This is a genomic window from Streptomyces sp. NPDC002773, from assembly GCF_040295605.1.
Classification (GTDB): domain Bacteria; phylum Actinomycetota; class Actinomycetes; order Streptomycetales; family Streptomycetaceae; genus Streptomyces.
The window spans coordinates 129,042-146,622 of the sequence record NZ_JBEOVO010000010.1 but is presented as its reverse complement, the minus strand read 5'-3'; the positions used below and the strand labels follow the sequence as shown (position 1 = coordinate 146,622).

Annotated in this window: 14 protein-coding genes; 5 read left to right on the top strand and 9 right to left on the bottom strand. The window is 72.8% G+C overall.

Annotation, left to right across the window (positions count from 1 at the left end):
• Window positions 1–147: 147 nt before the first annotated feature.
• From ABT034_RS15550 to ABT034_RS15540, 3 genes are all read left to right on the top strand, one after another.
• Complete coding sequence (locus tag ABT034_RS15550) at window positions 148–996, top strand: 3-hydroxyacyl-CoA dehydrogenase family protein (protein WP_351215280.1); 849 nt, start codon at window positions 148–150, stop codon at window positions 994–996.
• Window positions 997–1,123: 127 nt separating this feature from the next.
• Complete coding sequence (locus ABT034_RS15545) at window positions 1,124–1,447, top strand: STAS domain-containing protein (protein WP_015036221.1); 324 nt, start codon at window positions 1,124–1,126, stop codon at window positions 1,445–1,447.
• A gap of 223 nt (window positions 1,448–1,670) precedes the next feature.
• The gene (locus ABT034_RS15540) at window positions 1,671–4,460 is read left to right on the top strand and encodes an ATP-binding protein (RefSeq protein ID WP_351215278.1); all 2,790 of its coding nucleotides are present in this window, start codon (window positions 1,671–1,673) and stop codon (window positions 4,458–4,460) included.
• A 97-nt stretch (window positions 4,461–4,557) separates the two neighbouring features.
• Here the strand turns inward: ABT034_RS15540 and nucS are convergent, their stop codons facing one another.
• Window positions 4,558–5,229: an endonuclease NucS gene (gene nucS / locus ABT034_RS15535; protein WP_351215276.1), complete on the bottom strand. Its 672-nt coding sequence runs from the start codon at window positions 5,227–5,229 to the stop codon at window positions 4,558–4,560.
• 248 nt (window positions 5,230–5,477) lie between these two features.
• Here nucS and ABT034_RS15530 point away from each other — a divergent pair, with 248 nt between their 5' ends.
• Window positions 5,478–5,870, top strand: coding sequence for an SCO5389 family protein (locus ABT034_RS15530; RefSeq protein WP_351215273.1), 393 nt, complete (start codon window positions 5,478–5,480; stop codon window positions 5,868–5,870).
• Window positions 5,871–6,028: 158 nt separating this feature from the next.
• On the opposite strand, the gene ABT034_RS15525 is transcribed toward ABT034_RS15530, so the two are convergent.
• Window positions 6,029–7,063: an LLM class flavin-dependent oxidoreductase gene (locus tag ABT034_RS15525; protein ID WP_351215271.1), complete on the bottom strand. Its 1,035-nt coding sequence runs from the start codon at window positions 7,061–7,063 to the stop codon at window positions 6,029–6,031.
• Between the two features lie 198 nt (window positions 7,064–7,261).
• Between ABT034_RS15525 and ABT034_RS15520 the strand changes: the two genes are divergently transcribed.
• Window positions 7,262–7,588, top strand: coding sequence for an Rv1322 family protein (locus ABT034_RS15520; RefSeq protein WP_351215269.1), 327 nt, complete (start codon window positions 7,262–7,264; stop codon window positions 7,586–7,588).
• A 14-nt stretch (window positions 7,589–7,602) separates the two neighbouring features.
• Here the strand turns inward: ABT034_RS15520 and ABT034_RS15515 are convergent, their stop codons facing one another.
• The 7 genes from ABT034_RS15515 to mce all read right to left on the bottom strand — a co-directional run bounded on the left by ABT034_RS15515 (window position 7,603) and on the right by mce (window position 17,516).
• Complete coding sequence (locus tag ABT034_RS15515; RefSeq protein ID WP_351215267.1) at window positions 7,603–8,436, bottom strand: ABC transporter permease; 834 nt, start codon at window positions 8,434–8,436, stop codon at window positions 7,603–7,605.
• Window positions 8,433–9,623, bottom strand: coding sequence for an ABC transporter ATP-binding protein (locus ABT034_RS15510; RefSeq protein WP_351215265.1), 1,191 nt, complete (start codon window positions 9,621–9,623; stop codon window positions 8,433–8,435). The genes ABT034_RS15515 and ABT034_RS15510 overlap by 4 nt, the downstream gene beginning before the upstream one ends.
• Before the next feature lie 155 nt (window positions 9,624–9,778).
• On the bottom strand, window positions 9,779–10,558 hold the full coding sequence (locus ABT034_RS15505; RefSeq protein WP_351215263.1) for an ABC transporter permease: 780 nt from the start codon (window positions 10,556–10,558) through the stop codon (window positions 9,779–9,781).
• A 3-nt stretch (window positions 10,559–10,561) separates the two neighbouring features.
• Window positions 10,562–11,533 carry an ABC transporter ATP-binding protein gene (locus ABT034_RS15500; RefSeq protein ID WP_351215261.1) on the bottom strand — a complete coding sequence of 324 codons (972 nt, stop codon included), beginning with the start codon at window positions 11,531–11,533 and terminating at the stop codon, window positions 10,562–10,564.
• Window positions 11,534–11,656: 123 nt separating this feature from the next.
• Window positions 11,657–12,592: a coiled-coil domain-containing protein gene (locus ABT034_RS15495; RefSeq protein ID WP_351215259.1), complete on the bottom strand. Its 936-nt coding sequence runs from the start codon at window positions 12,590–12,592 to the stop codon at window positions 11,657–11,659.
• Between the two features lie 114 nt (window positions 12,593–12,706).
• Complete coding sequence (scy, locus tag ABT034_RS15490; RefSeq protein ID WP_351215257.1) at window positions 12,707–16,891, bottom strand: polarized growth protein Scy; 4,185 nt, start codon at window positions 16,889–16,891, stop codon at window positions 12,707–12,709.
• 172 nt (window positions 16,892–17,063) lie between these two features.
• On the bottom strand, window positions 17,064–17,516 hold the full coding sequence (gene mce / locus ABT034_RS15485) for a methylmalonyl-CoA epimerase (protein ID WP_351215255.1): 453 nt from the start codon (window positions 17,514–17,516) through the stop codon (window positions 17,064–17,066).
• Window positions 17,517–17,581: the final 65 nt, after the last annotated feature.

Here is a 17,581-nt window from a genome sequence, read left to right as displayed (position 1 = left end):
CCGTGGGGGCGCCCGAACGGGGTGCCGTGAGTGTGACGTCCGTCAAACAAGGCGTGACGCGCATTACTTCGCGGTCACATCCCGCCCCCCGACCGCTAATCTCCGCCGGAGAGCCAGAAGTGAACATGCGTTAAGGGGTGGAACATCGTGGCCAGGAAGCTCGCCGTCATCGGGGCCGGACTCATGGGGTCCGGAATCGCGCAGGTCTCGGCCCAGGCGGGCTGGGACGTCGTCCTGCGTGACGTCACCGACGCCGCCCTCACCCGCGGCACCGACGGCATCAAGGCGTCGTACGACCGGTTCGTCGCCAAGGGCAAGCTGGACGCCGCCGACGCCGAGGCCGCGCTCGGCCGGATCACCGCCACCACCGAGCTCGAAGCCGTCGCCGACGCCGACATCGTCGTCGAGGCCGTCTTCGAGAACCTCGACGTCAAGCACGAGATCTTCCGCTCGCTCGACAAGGTCGCCAAGGACGGCGCCGTCCTCGCCTCCAACACCTCCGCGATCCCGATCACCAAGATCGCCGCGGTGACCGGGCGCCCCGAGGCCGTCGTCGGCACCCACTTCTTCTCCCCGGTCCCGATGATGCAGCTCTGCGAGCTCGTCCGCGGATACAAGACCAGCGACGAGACCCTCGCCGCCGCCCGGGAGTTCGCCGAGTCCGTCGGCAAGACCTGCATCGTCGTCAACCGCGACGTCGCCGGCTTCGTCACCACCCGGCTCATCGCCGCCCTCGTCGTCGAGGCCGCCAAGCTCCAGGAGTCGGGCGTCGCCACCGCCGAGGACATCGACATCGCCTGCAAGCTCGGCTTCGGCCACGCCATGGGCCCGCTCGCCACGGCCGACCTCACCGGCATCGACATCCTGGTGAACGCCGCCAACAACATCTACACCGAGTCCCAGGACGAGAAGTTCGCGCCGCCGGAGCTGATGCGCCGGATGGTGGACGCGGGTGACATCGGCCGCAAGAGCGGGCAGGGCTACTACAAGTACTGAGCCCGGCCCGCCATCCCGCCCTCACCCCGTGGGGTGAATTCAGGTACCGGTTCGCTGACAAGGCGCAACGCTTCTGCCCGTGCGGCAGTCAGTTGTTGCGAAGACGGAGCACTCTCGGGGAGCGCATATGCACATCAGGGGCGACCACGTCGAGCTGGTCGTCGGGGGCCGCCTCGACGTCCGTAGCGCGGCGGACGCCCGTACGGTCCTGCACTCGGCCGTCGACGACGGAGTCGGCGACCTGGTGCTCGACCTGACCGGACTCGACTCCTGGGACGCGACCGGGCTCGGCGTCATCATGGGCGCCCACCGGCGGGCGGGCCGCTGCGGCCGGCGGCTCGTCCTGCGCGGGGTGCCGCCGCAGATGCAGCGGCTGCTCGTCGCCACCAAGCTGCACCGCATCCTCGCCATCGAGGGCGGCCTCGCCCTGGAGTCCCTGCCCCGGGTGTGAGCCTCCGAGGCTCCCGCCCTCCAGGCAGCAGTCGGGCGCCACAGCTGTGTGAAGCAGCTGTGTGAACCAGGCGTCACGCTCAATCCTCACAAGACCGTGACGTCTTGGTCTCCGGGGCACCCCACCTGTTCCCGGCCGCCTGACCACGGTCTAGGGTTCGGTCGCCTGCACATTGACGGACCCACCCGGCGGGCACCGGACACCGCTTCTTGGGGGCTTGACCATGGACCCGATCAACCGGGCGCCGGAGGAGTACGGACACGACTCCGAGGGCGACGAGGCCCGCCAGGGGCGCGGCACCCCCGCCCCGGCCCCCGCACCCGCGCGTGCCCGCGTCGTCCGGCTCGTCTCCGGCGACCTGCTCGTCACCGTCAACCCCGTCGACGGCAGCGAGATCGAACCCTGCCCGCCCGGACAGGAACCCGCCGCCCCCCGCCCCCGTACCCCCGAGGAACGCGCCGAGGCCTCCCGCGCCGCCGCCCCGCCCGTCCCGCCGGGTCCCACCGCGCCGGAGCTGCCCCTCCTCGAACGCCAGGAGGAACGCGAGCGCCTCACCGGCATCCTCGGCCGCGGCCGCTCCGCCCGTCTGACCGGCCCCGCCGGATCCGGCCGCACCGCCCTCCTCGACGCGGTCGCCGACGACTGCGCCGGGCTCGCCCCCGACGGCGTCGTCCGGCTCTCCGGCCACCACCGCACCCCGACCGAGCTCCTCCACGAGCTCTTCGCCGCCGTCCGGTACGCCCCCGACCACCGGCCGGGCCGCGACGGCCTCCTCGACCGGCTCCGCGACGTCGGTGCCGTCGTCGTCGTCGACGACCTGGAGTTCGGCGGCGCCGCCCTCGACGAGCTCCTCGCCGGCGCCCCCGAGTGCGCCTTCCTCCTCGCCGCGGGGCCCGACGTCCCCGCCCCCTCGCCCGACGCCCACGTCGAGGAACTCCACCTCGCCGGCCTCGGCCGCGGCGCCGCCCTGAAGCTCCTGGAGAGCGCCGTCGGCCGCACCCTCACCGACGACGAGGCCAACTGGGCCGGCGACCTCTGGTTCGAGTCCGAGGGCCTGCCGCTCCGCTTCGTCCAGGCCGGGGCCCTGCTCCGCCAGCGCGACCGGCTGCGCGTCACCCCGGCCGAGTTCGACGCCTTCGGCGCCCTCGAAGAGGCCTTCGGGCCGACCGACCCCGACGCGGCCGCGGCCGTCGCGGCCGCCGCCTTCGACGGCATCGAGGACCCCGACGTCGAACTCCGCGAGATACCCCTCCCCAGCCTCGGCGAGGGCGCGGCCCCCGCCGTCCTGCTCGCCTCCCGGCTCAGCCGCTCCGCCCAGACCGCGCTCCGCTTCGCCGTCGCCCTCGGCGGCGAGGTCCCGCACCAGGCCCATCTGCCGGCCCTGGTCGGCGACACCCACGCCGACGCCGCCCTCGGCGAGCTCAAGGCCTGCGGCCTGCTCTCCCCGGTCGGACCCCGCTACCGGCTCGCCGCCGGCGTCCTCACCCAGCTCCTCGCCCAGGGGTACGAGACCGAGGCCGCCGCCCGCGCCCACACCGTCGCCCAGCACTACGCCTGGTGGACCGCCCACCCCTCCGTCACCCCGGAGCGGGCCGTCGCCGAGTCCGACGCCCTCCTCGCCGCCCTGACCGTCCTCGTCGCCGGAGCCGGAGCCGGATCGGGAGCTGGAACTGGAGCCGGTGCACGAGGTGCCAAGGGAACGGGAGCCGGTACCGGCACCGACGCCGGGACCGGCACCGGGAGCGGTGCCGACGTCACCGCCGAGCACCGCGCCACCGCCGTCCTGCTCGCCCGCGCCGCCGCGCCCGCCTTCGCCGCCGGACTGCACTGGGGCGCCTGGGAGCGTGCTCTGCGCGCCGGGCAGGAGGCCGCCCGGCTCACCGGGGAGGTCGCGGAGGAGGCGTACTTCCACCACGAACTCGGCGTCCTCGCCCTCTGCACCGGCAGCCTGGAGCGGGCCCGCGCCGAGCTGGAGGCCTCCATCGCCCTGCGCGGTGTGCTCGCCGACAAGCGCGGCACGGTCGCGGGCCGCAGGGCGCTCGCCCTCGTCTCCGACCTCTCCGGGGAGCACGGCGCCCCGGCCGCGGCCCGCGCCGAGGAGCCCGTATCGCCGCCGCGCGGCACCCCCGCCCTGCGCAAGCCGGCCGCGCTCCCCGTACGGCAGGTGCCGGAGCCCGTCACCGCGCCGCTGCCGGGCGGGCCCGTACGCACGGCCCCACTGTCCGGCGGCGCGGGACGGCCCCCGGCGGCCGCCCCGGCCCCCGCGTTCCCGGAGTTCGCCGCCTTCCCCGACTTCCCCGACGAGGGACCGACGCTCGTCGCCCACGCCGACACCGCCGGCGGCCGCGGTCGGTCCGGCCTGCGGGGCGGCATCCTCAGCGGCGCCCGCCGCAACCTCGCCGCCGTCGGCGCGGGCGCGCTCCTCGTCGCCGTCCTCGGCACCGTCGTGACCCTCGGCGCCACCTCCGGCAACGGCGAGGACCCGGCGACCAACCGCGTCACCTCCGACAGCACGGCCACCGAGGGCGCCACCGACGACGGCCTGGACGGCGAGGAGGAGCCAGCGGAGGGCGAGGGGGGTGAGCCCGGCGAGTCCGGCCGACCCACCCACTCCGGCTCCCCGAGCCCGTCCGGCTCCGACAGCACGTCGACGTCGGACCCGTCGAGCCCGGCCGCCTCCACCGCGTCCGGCACCCCGTCGTCCTCGGACAGCCCCACGACGACCACGGCCCCCACGGCCCCCACGGAGACGACGGCCCCGCCGACGAGCCCCACCAAGACGGCCGGGCCCCGCCCGACGACCACGAGGCCGTCGCCCTCGTCGTCGACGCCCAAGCCGTCGAACTCCTCGTCGACGACCCCGCCGCCGACGACCGATCCGCCCACGGAGACCCCGACGCCGACCCCGAGCAGCTCCTCGACGACGGCCGAGGCCCCCAGCAACTCCGCCTCCACCTCGCTCGGCAGCCCGTCCGCCTCGGGCGACTCCACCGCCTCGGAGACGCCGGCCTGACCGGCGTACCGAACGACGTACCGATGTAAGGCGACGGGGACGGCCCCGGGTGCTCACCGCACCCGGGGCCGTCCCCGTACCGCCGTCCCCGCCGCCGCTAGAACAGCCTCAGCTTGTCGTCCTCGATCCCGCGCATCGCGTTGTAGTCCAGGACCACGCAGCCGATCCCGCGGTCCGTCGCGAGCACCCGCGCCTGCGGCTTGATCTCCTGCGCCGCGAAGACGCCCTTCACCGGCGCCAGGTGCGGGTCGCGGTTGAGCAGCTCCAGGTAGCGGGTCAGCTGCTCGACGCCGTCGATCTCGCCGCGCCGCTTGATCTCCACCGCGACCGTCGCGCCGTCCGAGTCACGGCACAGGATGTCCACCGGGCCGATCGCCGTCGGGTACTCGCGGCGGATCAGGGTGTATCCCTCGCCGAGCGTCTCGATGCGGTCGGCGAGCAGTTCCTGGAGGTGCGCCTCGACGCCGTCCTTGATGAGACCGGGGTCCACACCCAGTTCGTGCGAGGAGTCGTGGAGGATCTCCTCCATCGTGATGATCAGTTTCTCGCCCGCTTTGTTGATCACCGTCCAGACGCCGGCGTCACCGTCGGCACCCTCCTTCAGGGTGCACGGCGGGGACATCCAGTTGAGCGGTTTGTACGCCCGGTCGTCCGCGTGGATGGAGACGCTGCCGTCTGCCTTGATCAGGATCAGACGGGGCGCGGAGGGCAGGTGGGCCGTGAGCCGGCCCGCGTAGTCCACGGAGCAACGGGCAATGACGAGACGCATGGTCGGCAACGCTACAAGACGGGCGCTCGTCCGCGCGATTCGGGCATGGGCCGGGTGCCGCCGGGGCATGATCCTGAGCCGAACACCCGTCGGTTATCAGCCGGTTGTGTTCCCAAGCTCCTGGTGCGGTCAGGACTGCGCGCTTACCGTGGAAGCTGGAGGTCGTCGTCCGTGCACGCTGCGTGGCGGCCGACCGGCTTTCGCCCTGCCCGCAAGACCCCGTACGCGGGGTCGCGAGAGGAGAACCCATGTCGCTCGACGTCTCACCGGCACTGTTGGAACAGGCCGAGCGAGGCGAGGTCGACGAAGCCGACTTCGTCGACTGCGTCCGGACCTCCCTGCCCTTCGCATGGGAGATGATCAGTTCTCTGGTGGCCCAGCTGAAGGTCGACGGCGGAGAGTTCGCCGACAACCAGACGCCGCCGCCGAATGAGCAGGCACGTGGTCAGCTGCTGCGCGCGCTCGCGAGTGACGCCATTCGTGGTGCGCTGCAGCGGCATTTCGGGGTGCGTCTCGCCTTCCAGAACTGCCACCGGGTGGCGGTGTTCCCGCTGGACCCGTCCGTGGACGAGCGGCTCGCCCGCTTCACGTCCGTACGGGGGCAGCTGCTGAACCAGTCGCCGGAAATGCGCGACTGCTGAGACATGGTGCTGCCGCTCCGCGTCGCGGGAGCCGTGGCCGACGCGTGCCGACACGCGTCGACCACGGACGGACGCCGGAGCGGCGGCACAGTCCCGGACACGGTTCGCGCCGGTCACACGAGTCACACGACCCACACGACCCACACGGTTCGTGCGAGTCACACGAGGAGCGGCAGGACCTCCGCGCCGAGCCTCCGGACGTTCTCCTCGGTCGCCGCGAGGTCGCCCGAGCCCTCGGCGAGCAGGGCGAACCGCGTGATGCCCGTACGCTCCGAGGTCGCCGCCAGCCGGTCCGCCGCGCGCCGGGGCGTGCCCACCGGGTGCAGCCCGCACAGCAGCTCCGTGTACGCGACGGGGTCCCGCATCGCCCGCTCGCGGCCGTCGACCGTCACATGCGCGTCGAGGCCCTGCTTCAGCCAGCCCGGCATCGCCTTCACCAGCGCCTCCGCCGCGTCCGCCCCCCGGTCCGCGAGCTGGACGACGCCCGCCGAGACATGGCAGGACCCGATCCGCGCGATCTCGTCCGGGTCCCGGCCGGCCTCCCGCGCGAAGCGCGCCCAGGCCGCGACCATCTCGGCCTTGTCCGCGTCGCCGCTGTGCATCCCGAGCAGCATCGGCAGTCCCCGCTCGGCGGCGAGCCGCACGCTCTTCGGCGAGGTGCAGGCCACCACCACCTCGGGGGACGCGGCCCCGCCGATCAGTTCGCCGGGGCGGGGCACCACCGGCACCTCACGGAAGGCGAATCGTTCTCCCTCGGCGCCGACGCGCGGCTCGGTGAGCCAGCGCAGCAGCAGGTCGAGCGATTCGGGGAACCCCTTCTCGTACGCGTCGAGTCCCGCGCCGAAGACCTCCAGGTCCACCCAGGGGCCGCCCCGGCCCACCCCCAGGGTGAACCTGCCGCCCGAGGTGAGGTGCAGCAGCGCCGCCTGCTCGCCCAGGGCGACCGGGTGGACGGTCGGCAGCACACTCACCGCCGTGCCCACCCGCAGCCGCCGGGTGCGGCCCAGGAGCAGCGCGGCCAGCGTCACGGCCGACGGGCAGACCCCGTACGGCACGAAATGGTGCTCGGCCAGCCAGACCGAGTCGAGGCCCGCCTCCTCGGCGACCTCCGCGGTCCGCACCGCCCGGTGCAGGGCCTCACCCTGTCCCTGGCCCGGGAACTGGGCGGCCAGAACGAACGTACCCACGCGCATCGCCTTCTGCCTCCTTGCGGCCGACGCGTAACTCCCCTCGCACTGGCAACAACGTCTGACACGTGCCATAGGCAACGGCCGTTCATGAAGTTCTTGCGATTTTCGGCTAAGCCCTGCCGGACGGGGCCCGGGGCACCGCGTCGCGGCCCGTAGGCTTGAGGGAACGGTCCGTGTTCCCAGTCCCCGTGAGGTGTGCCCGTGTCCCCGCGCCACAACCGCTCCCGAGGCGGCGAGAAGCCCACCGAGCCGGGCGACCACGGCGACCGGTACGGCGGCGTGCAGCGCACCGAGACCTGGCAGGGCGAGGAGTGGTACGTCCGGCTCGTCGCCGGGGCGAGCGCGCCCGGCAAGCGGTACCGCTGCCCCGGCTGCGACCAGGAGATCCCCGGCGGCGCCCCGCACGTGGTCGCCTGGCCGGAGTACGGCGGAGTGGACGACCGGCGCCACTGGCACAAGGCCTGCTGGAACGCGAAGGACCGCCGCACCAGCAGGGTGCAGCGGTCCCGTAACGCGCCGAAGTACTGAGCCTCCGGGCCCCCTTACACGTCCCGGCTGTTCAGCAGGGCGAAGGCGCCGGCGAGGGCGACCCCCGCCACCCCCGCCATGATCAGCAGCGGCTCCCAGCCCGCCGGGCCCTCGTTGCCGAACGGCGGCTGCGCCGCGTACAGCGCGATCATCTGCGAGGGGATGGCGTAGGTGAGGAGCCACTCCTGTACGGACTTCAGGGCCTCGGAGAACATGAACATGGCCGCCACCAGCGGCAGCAGCAGCAGGCCGATCATCACCGTGATCGCGCCCGCCGAGTGGCGGATCAGCGTTCCGAGCGCCAGCGACAGCAGTCCGAGCATCGCCAGATAGCCGGCCGCTCCGACCGTCGCCCGCAGCCACTCGGCCGCCGTCGGCTCCCGGCCGTCGACGAGGGCGACCTGCCCGGCGCCCACGATCGCGGCGACCACCAGGGTCACCGTGAAGACCAGCAGGAAGAAGACGATCGCCTTCGCCGTGAGCACCCGCGCCCGGCTGGGGCAGGCCGTCAGGGTCGTACGGATCATGCCCGTGCCGTACTCGGACGCGATCGTGAGGACTCCGAGCGTGATCACGCAGATCGAGGCGGGCAGCATTCCGAAGAAGCCGAAGCCGAGCGCGGACTCCTCGCCCATCGGGGCCTCGGAGGCGGAGGCGATCGCCGCCACTCCCAGGCCGATGGCGAGCATCAGCAGGACCATGACGCCGAGCGTCCACAGCGTCGAACGCACCGAGCGGATCTTCGTCCACTCGGAGGCGAGGGCGTCACCGAGATGCGCCCTGCGGACCGGGATGGGGGAGACGTAGGAGTGCGGCGCCGGGGCGTGGTGCGGGGCGGGGGCGGTCATCGGGCGTCCTTGGGGGTGTCGCTCGGCTGAGGGGTGCCCGGCTGCGAGGCCGGAGGGGCGTACGGGCCCGGCACGGGCGGCTGCCCGGGAGTCCCGGCGTACGGGCCCGGCGCGGGAGCCTGGCCGGGAGCCCCGGCGTACGGGTTCTGTCCGGGCGGCGGCGGGGCGTACCAGCCCTGCTGCGGCACGTCCTGGACCACCGGCTGCGGCGGCATCCCGTACCCCGGCTGCCCGGGCTGGAGCGGCGGCTGGAGGTGCGCGAGCCGGTCGTCGGTGGAGCGGTAGTCCACGGCGCCCTGCGTCAGCCGCATGTACGCCTCTTCGAGGGAGGCCTGGTGCGGGGACAGCTCCCAGAGCCGTACGTCCGCGTCGTGGGCGAGGTCGCTGATCCTCGGCAGGGGCAGGCCCGTCACCCGCAGCGCGCCGTCCGGCTCGGACAGCACCTGGCCGCCGGCCTCCATCAGCGCCGCCGACAGCTTCTCCCGCTGCCCCGGATCGGTCCCGGGGGTCCGTACCCGCGCGAAGTCGGCGGAGTTCGCCGAGATGAAGTCCGTGACGCTCATGTCCGCGAGCAGCTGCCCCCGGCCGATCACGATCAGATGGTCGGCCGTCAGGGCCATCTCGCTCATGAGGTGACTGGAGACGAAGACGGTCCGGCCCTCGGCGGCCAGCTTCTTCATCAGGTTCCGGACCCAGAGGATGCCCTCGGGGTCCAGACCGTTGACCGGCTCGTCGAAGAGCAGCACCTGCGGGTCGCCGAGGAGCGCCGCCGCGATGCCGAGCCGCTGGCCCATGCCGAGCGAGAAACCCTTGGAGCGCCGCTTGGCCACGTCCTGCAGACCGACCACGCCCAGGACCTCGTCGACGCGCTGCGCGGGAATGCCGGCGAGCTGCGCGAGCGACAGCAGGTGGGTGCGCGCGCTCCGCCCGCCGTGCACGGCCTTGGCGTCGAGGAGCGCGCCGACCTGCCGGGGCGCGTTCGGCAGCTGCCGGAAGGGGTGGCCGCCGATCGTGACGTGGCCCGCGGTGGGCTGGTCGAGGCCCAGGATCATGCGCATCGTGGTCGACTTGCCGGACCCGTTGGGCCCCAGGAAGCCGGTGACGACACCGGGCCTCACCTGGAAGGAAAGGTTGTACACGGCCGTCTTGGCGCCGTAGCGCTTCGTCAGGCCGACTGCCTCGATCATTGTCCAGCCCCATCGACAGGTCGGTCGCATCCATGTCGGGGCGTGGCGGCCGTCGGCCGGAGCCCCCCGTATGAGCTAGGAGCTTATCGAGCCATTGACGGTTCCGGTGAAACGGGCGAGAACCTCCGGGGGAAACCCAGGCCGCCCCCTACGGGTCAGGCGTCCCGCTTCTTCAGCACCAGATAGCCGCCGAGCAGCGCGGCCCCCACCCAGAGCACCATGATCCCGAGCCCGCCCCACGGGCCGTACGGGGCCTCCTCCGAGTTCAGGGCGTCCGGGACGACCTTCATGATCTTCGCGCCGGCCTGGTCCGGGAAGTACTGGGCCACCTCCTTGGCCTTCGGCACCGCCGCGAGAATGCTGGAGATGAAGAGGAGGAACGGCACCAGGATGCCGAGCGACAGCACCAGCGAGCGCAGCATGGCCGTCACGCCCATGGAGAACAGCGCGATCAGACCCATGTAGAGCCCGGCGCCGAACACCGCGCGCAGCACGTTGTCGTCACTGATCGACGCCCGGTACTCACCGAGCAGCGCCTGCCCCAGGAAGAAGGTGACGAAGCTCGTCGCGAGCCCCACCAGGAAGGCGAGGACTCCCGCCACCGCGATCTTCGAGAAGAGGAAGGTCGCCCGCTGCGGCACGGCCGCGAGCGAGGTGCGGATCATGCCGGAGGAGTACTCGGTCCCCACCACCAGGACACCGAAGACCACCATCGCCAGCTGCCCCAGGATCATCCCGGAGAAGCTGACCAGGGTCGGGTCGAAGGTGAGCCGCTCGGCCTCGCTCAGCTCGTCGAAGGTGGCCTTCACCAACGCGCTCAGTCCCGCGCCCATCGCCACCGTGACGAGGAAGGCGCTCGCCAGCGTCCAGACGGTCGACGACACCGTCCGGATCTTGGTCCACTCGGACTGCAGGACCGCGGATGCCGCTGCCATCGTTCACGCTCCCTGGGAGGTCGTCTTGCCCCACTGGGGGCCGGGCGCCGCAGCGCCGCCGTGTACGTCCGTGCCGTGCGCGTGGTACTCCACCGCACCGGCCGTCATCTGCATGAAGGCCTCTTCGAGCGAGGCGCGCTGCGGGCTCAGCTCGTGCAGGACGAGCCCGTGCCCCGCCGCCAGTTCGCCCAGCTCCTCGGTCGTCGCCCCATCCACCTCGAGGGTGCCGTTGCCCGCCTCGACCGCGACGAACCCGTTGGCGTGCAGCACGTCCCTGAGCCGCTCCTGCTGCGGCGAACGCAGCCGCGCGTAACTCCGGGAATTCTGCTGGATGAAATCCGCCATCGACGTGTCGGCCAGCAGCTTTCCCTGCCCGATCACGATCAGATGATCGGCCGTCAGCGCCATTTCACTCATCAGATGGCTGGAAACGAAGATCGTCCGGCCCTCGGCCGCCAACGCCTTCATCAGATTGCGGATCCAGTGAATTCCTTCGGGATCCAGCCCGTTGACCGGTTCGTCGAACATCAGGATCTCGGGATCGCCGAGCAGCGCGGACGCGATCCCGAGCCGCTGCCCCATGCCGAGCGAGAAACTCTTCGACTTCTTCCTCGCGACCGGCGTCAGACCCACCAGGTCGAGCACCTCGCCCACCCGGCGCTCCGGGATGCGGTTCGACTGCGCGAGACACAGCAGGTTGTTGTACGCCGAGCGGCCGCCGTTCATCGCCTTGGCGTCGAGCAGCGCCCCGATGTACTTCAGCGGCTCCGCCAGCTCCCGGTAGTGCTTGCCGTCGATCCGGACCGTCCCGCTCGTCGGGTTGTCCAGATCCAGCATCATCCGCATCGTCGTCGACTTGCCCGCCCCGTTCGGCCCGAGGAAGCCGGTGACCACACCAGGACGCACCTGGAAGGAGAGATGGTCGACCGCGATCTTCGCCCCGTAACGCTTGGTCAGGCCCTCAAGCTCGATCATGCGTACCAACCTACGGGCGCGCAAAACCCCCCGCCACCGGAATGACAGGGGGTTTCGGGCAACGCTACGCAGTTGTTACCGGGTGTGCATCCGCTACCCGGAGTGCGTGTGCCACCAGGTGCGTCAACGGGACTGCTGGGCCGGGACGCCGGCCGCGCGCTCGTCGTCGATCGGGGAGCCGGCCGCCGCCACCGCGGCACCGGTCAGCGTCGCCAGCATCTCGCGGACGTTGGTCAGCTGCGCGTTGATCGAGTCCCGGCGGTTCGTCAGGGCCGCCAGCTCGCGCTCCGACTCGCTGCGGATCCGGTCGGCCTTCGCGTTCGCGTCGGCCACGATGTCCTCGGCCTGGCGCTGCGCGGTCTCGACCGTCTGACGGGCCCGGCGCTCCGCGTCCGTACGCAGCTTCTCGGCCTCCAGACGGAGCTGCTCGGCGCGGTGCTCGATCTCCGCGAGGCGCTTCTCGGCCTTCGCCTGACGCGAGGCCAGGTCACGCTCCGACTGCTCGCGGCGCTTCGCCAGGTTCGTCTCGAAGTCCGCGGCGGCCTGGGCGGCCTTGGCGCGGGTCTCCTCGAAGAGGGCGTCCGCCTCCTCGCGCTTCGACTGCGCGTCCTTCTGCGCCTCGGCACGCAGCGAGTTGGCCTCGCCCTGCGCCTTCTCGACGATCCGGACGCCCTCGTCCTCGGCCTTCGACTTGCGCTCGGCCGAGAACGACTCCGCGTCGTTGCGCACCTGCTGGGCCGCCGACTCGGCCAACTCGCGGTGCTGCTCGGCGGCGCGACGGGCCTCCTCACGCAGGTCCTTCGCCTCCTCCTCGGCGAGCCGGAGGATCTTCTCGACCCGGGCGCCGAGCCCCGCGTACGACGGCTCGGCGTCGGTGACCTGCGCCTGCGCGTTCTGCGTCTCGAGGTGGAGCTCCTCGATGCGCTTCTCCAGAGAGGTGATGCGGGACAGAGCACTGTCACGGTCGGAAACGAGCTTGGTAATGCGGTCGTCCACCTGACCGCGGTCGTAACCGCGCCGCACGAGCTCGAAGCCGAAGGGGGAGGATGTGTCGCTCATGGGTTTCCTGTCGAATGAGACCGGTGAGGTGTTAGAGGGAATCCTAGGGGCCGAAGCGGCGTGTCATCGAGCGTATGCCCGTTTGATCTGGAGAATGTCCAGCCTTTTGAGTGGCTAGCCGTCCTGGGGCTTGCCACCCGAACGAGTGGACCCCGCTGAAGCGCCCGCCGCCGCGGTGGACTTCGTACCCGCAGAAGGAGTCTCGAAAGACTCCAACGCCTCCAGGACGTCCTGGACACGGGAGATCTCGGCATTGATGTCCTTGCGACGGCGCACGAGCACCTCCAGTTCGCGCTGGCCCTCCTCGATCGTCTTCTCGGCCTCGGCCTGTGCCTCGGCCCTGATCCGCTCGGCCTCCGCCTTGATGCCCTCGGCCTCCGCGACGAGCGAGGCCTTCTTCTGCTCGGCCTCCTTGAGGAGCGCCTCCGCCTTGCGGACCGCGGCGATACGGACCTTGCTCGCCTCCGAACTCGCCTCGGAGACCAGCTCCTTCGCCTTCTCCTCGGCCTCGGCACGCTGCTCCGTCGCGGCCGTCACCAGCTTGTCGACCCGCTCGCCCGCCGTCTTCATCTGCTCGGCGCTCTCACGGCGCGCCCGCTCGTGCAGCTCCTCGATCTCGCCCTCGATCCGGCTCCGCAGCTCCTCGGCCCGGTCCCTTATGGCCGTCGCGTCGCCGCGCGCCCCGACCAGGAGCTCGTCCGCGTCCGTACGGGCCTTCTCCACCAGCGAGTTGCCCTCGACGGTGGCCTCGGCGACGATCCGCTCGGCCTCCTTGCGGGCCGCGCCGACCATCGTGTCCGCCTGCGTCTCGGCCTCGGTGGTGGCGCGCAGCGCCTCCTCCTGGGCCTTGGCCATGAGCTGGTCCGCCTGCTCGGCCGCGTCCGAACGCTTCCGGGCCCCGGCCTCCCGCGCCTCGTCGAGCGTGCGGTCCGCCTCCTCGCGGGCCTCCGACCGCATCTGCTCGGCCGCCGCCTCGGCGTCCGCCTTCAGCCGCTCCGACTCGGCACGGATCCGCTCGGCGTCCCGCTGCGCGGAACCCACCGTCGTCTCCGCCTCGGCGCGCGCGTCCGCGGTGACCGCGTCGGCGAGCTCGCCCGCCTCACGGGTGACCCGCTCGGCCTCCGCGTTCGTCTCACGGGTGAGCCGCTCGGCCTCGCTGGTGGCCTTCGCGAGGAGCGCGTCGGCCTGTTCGGCGGCGTCGGAACGGCGCTTGTCGGCGGCCTTGCGGGCCTCGTCGAGGACCTGCTCGCCGTCGGCGATCGCCGCCGTCCGCAGCGCCTCCGCGTGCGCCTCGCCCTCGGCCTTGACCTGCTCGGCCTCGGTACGGAGCCGCCGGGCGTCCTGCTCGGTGGTCTCCATGAGCTCGATCGCCTCCGCGGTGAGCCGCTCGGCCTCGCTCGTCGCCTTCGCGAGCAGCGCGTCGGCCTGCTCGGCGGCGTCGGAACGGCGCTTGTCCGCGGCCTTGCGGGCCTCGTCCAGGACCTGCTCCGCCTCGGCGGCGATCCGGTCCGCCTCCGCGCGCGCCTCGCCGACCACCGACTCGGCACGCTCGGCGGCCTCCGAACGGATCCGGTTCGCGTCCTCCCGGGCGTCCGCCCGGGTGCGGGCCGCGTCCTGCTCGGCCGAGGCGAGCGAATCCGTCGCCTCGGTCCGTACCCGCTGCGCGTACTCCGCGGTGTCCGTCCGCAGCTTCTCCGCCTCGGCGATCGCGTCCGTGACCGTCCGCTCGGCCAGCGCCTTCGCGGCCTCCGTCTCCTCCTGGGCGCGCGCCCGGACCCGGCCGGCGTCCTCGGTCGCCCGCTCCCGCTCCTCGTGCGCGTCGGCGCGGACCCGGTCCGCCTCCTCCTGCGCCTCGGAACGCGTCCGCTCCGCCGCGTGCTCGGCGGCGCTGCGCAGCCCGGCGATCTCCTCCTCGGCCTGCTCGCGCAGACCCGCCACCGAGTCCCGTACCTCCTGGGCGGTGTGCTCGGCCGCGGTGACCATCTCGGTCGCCCGCGTGTCCGCCTCCTCGACCAGGCGCTGCGCCTCGACCTGCGCGTCCTCGACCCGCTTGCGGGCGGCGGCGAGCAGCTCCTCCGACTGCTCGCGGGCGACCTCGCGCTCCCGGCCGGCCTCGGATCGGGCCGACTCGAGGGTCGACTCGGCCTCCCGGCGGCGCCGTACGGCCTCCTCCTGCGCGGCGGCGAGCGCCTCCGCGGCCTCGGCCGCGACCCGCTCGGCGGCTGCCGCCGCCTCGGCCCGCACCCGGTCGGCGGTCTCCTGGGCCTCCGACCGCAGCCGCTCGGCCTCCTCGGCGGCCTCCGAGCGGAGCCGTACCGCGGCGCTCTCCGCCTCCGTACGCGTGGTGGAAGCGTCCGATGCGGCCTCGCCGCGCAGCCGCTCGGCCTCCTGCTCGGCCTGCTCCTGGAGGGTACGGATCCGCTCGGCGGCCTCGGCCCGCAGCCGTTCCGTCTCCTCGGCGGTCTCGCGGCGGATCCGCTCGCTCTCGGCGCGCGCGTCGGTGAGCTCCTCGCCGGCCGCCGCCACCTTCGCCTCGGCGTCGGCGTGCAGCCGGGTCAGCTCCTCGGCGGCCTCCGCGCGGCGCGCCTCCGCGGCCCGCTCGGCGTCCGCGCGCAGCCCGGCGGCGGCCTTCTCGGCCGCGTCCTTGACCGACTCGGCCTGCTCCTCGGCCTCGGCGCGCAGCCGCTCGGCCTCAGCCCGGGTGCGCTCCAGCGTCTCCTCGGCCTGCGTCCGGAGCGTCTGGGCGCGCTCCATGGCCTCCGACTTGACCCGCTCGCTCTCGGCCCCGGCCTTGGTGCGCAGCCCGTCGGCGTCCGTACGGGCCTTGGTGAGGAGCTCCTCGGCGGTCCTCGCCGCCTCCTCGATCTGCTGGACGGCCTCACGGCGCGCCTCGCCGCGGATCCGCTCGCCCTCGTCGATGGCCTCGGCGCGCAGCTGCTCGGCCTCGCCGCGCAGCCGGCGCGCCTCCTCCTGGAGCTCGACCGTCTTGGCGCGGTACTCCTTGGTGTCGTCCTTCGCCGAGCCGAGCAGCTCGTCGGCCTGCTCCTCGGCCTGGGCGCGCAGCCGGTCGGCCTCGGTCTCGGCCTCGCGGCGGACCCGCTCGGCCTCCTCGGACGCCTTGCGGGTGGTCTCCCGGGCGTCCTCGGACGCCTTGGTGAGGATCTCCTCCGCGTTGCGGGCGGCCTTGGCGAGCGCGGCGGCCGAGTCCTCGGCGGCGGCCGTACGGGCCTTCTCCGATGCCTCCGTGACGAGCTTCTCCGCCTCGGCGGTCGCCTCGCGCAGCTTCTCCTCGGCCTCGGCCTTGAGGGCCTCGGCGTCCTTGGTGGCCTCGCCGACGAGCCGGGCGATCTCCGTCTTCGCGGTGCGGGTGCGCTGCTCGTTGACCGACTCGGCGGAGGCGAGCTGCCGGGCGGCGGTGTCCTTGGCCTCGGCGAGGGCCTTCTCGGCCTCGGCGCGGGCGACCCGGAGCTTCTCCTCGGCCTCCTGCATCCGCTGCTCGGCGGCGCGGGACAGCTCGGTGGCCTGGCGGCGGGCCTGGTCGGTCTCCGCGGTGGTGGTCGAGCGGAGCTGCTCGGCGTGGCTCGTGGCCTCCTGCGCCTGGCTGGACGCGGCGGCCAGGAGGCGCTCGGCGTCCTTGCGGGCGCGCAGCAGAATCGCTTCGGCCTCGGCGCGGGCCGCCTCGGCGTCGGCGCCGACCCGGCGGCTGGTCTCCTCGGCGAGCCGGGTGGCCTCGGCGCGGGCGGCGGCGAGCGACTGCTCGGCCTCCGCGCGGGACTCCTCCATGAGACGGCGGGCCTGGGCCTCCGTACGGGCGCGGAGCTGCTCGGCCCAGGCGACGTTCTCGTTGACGTGCGCCTCGACGGTCTGCCGGCGCTCGTTGAGCTCCTGGTCCAGCTGCTGGCGCCGCTGGACCGCCTCGTTGTGCAGCTCGGCCTGGAGCCGGGCCTGGTGCTCGGCGTGCTCCTGGAGGATGCGCTGCGTCTGCGCCCTGGCCTCGCGCAACTCGCGCTCGGCGTCCTGGCGCAGCTGCTCCGCCTGCGCCTGCGCGTTCCGCAGCATCTGCTCGGCCTGGTAGCCGATGTCGGCGCTGTCGTACGCGGGTCGGGACGCGATGGTGCGCCGCGCCTCGTGGAGCTTGGCGCGCAAGACCTCGACCTGGTATCCGAGGTCCTCGGCGTGCTGGACGGCCTTCTCGCGCTCGGTCTTCAGCCGGTCCATCTCGGCTTCGAACCTGGCGAGATGGTCGTCTTCAGCTCGGTGGCTCTCCTGGCGTTCGTAGCCCCGCACTGCGCGGTCCATCCGTCCCCTGGTCGCAACACTCCAACGAGCACGCCCTCACGGCCGAGGACGGACCCCCGGGGGATCGTGACAGATCGGACGACCCCGACATCCCGACTTCGGTGCCGCACGGAGCGGCCCCGACCGGCCCCGGCCCGGAGTCGCCCACTCTACCGGGCCAGGAATCCGGAGGTCAGTGCTCCACTGAGGAGTGGTCAGCCGACGGCTCGGCCGAGGTGACCAGTTCCGTGAGCACGCCGTGGCAGTCCTTGGGGTGGAGGAAGGTGATCCGGGAGCCCATGGAGCCGATCCGCGGCTCGTCGTAGAGGACCCGGACGCCCTTGGAACGGATGTCGCCGGCAGCGCTGTCCACGTCCGCCGTACCGAAGGCGATGTGGTGCACGCCCTCGCCGTTCTTGGCGAGCCACTTGCCCACCGCCGAGTCCTCCCTGGTCGGCTCCAGGAGCTGGAGGTACGAGGCTCCGCCGTCCGAGGTGTCGTTGATCTTCAGCATGGCCTCGCGGACGCCCTGCTCCTCGTTGACCTCGGAGTGGAAGACCTCGAAACCGTACGTGGCACGGTAGAACTCGACAGTCTTGTCCAGGTCGAAACAGGCGATCCCGATGTGGTCGATTCGCGTCAGCATGCCTCCAGTGCAACGCCGGGACGGTGGTTACGCAACGTGCGCGCCGTCACACCGACTGGCCGGTG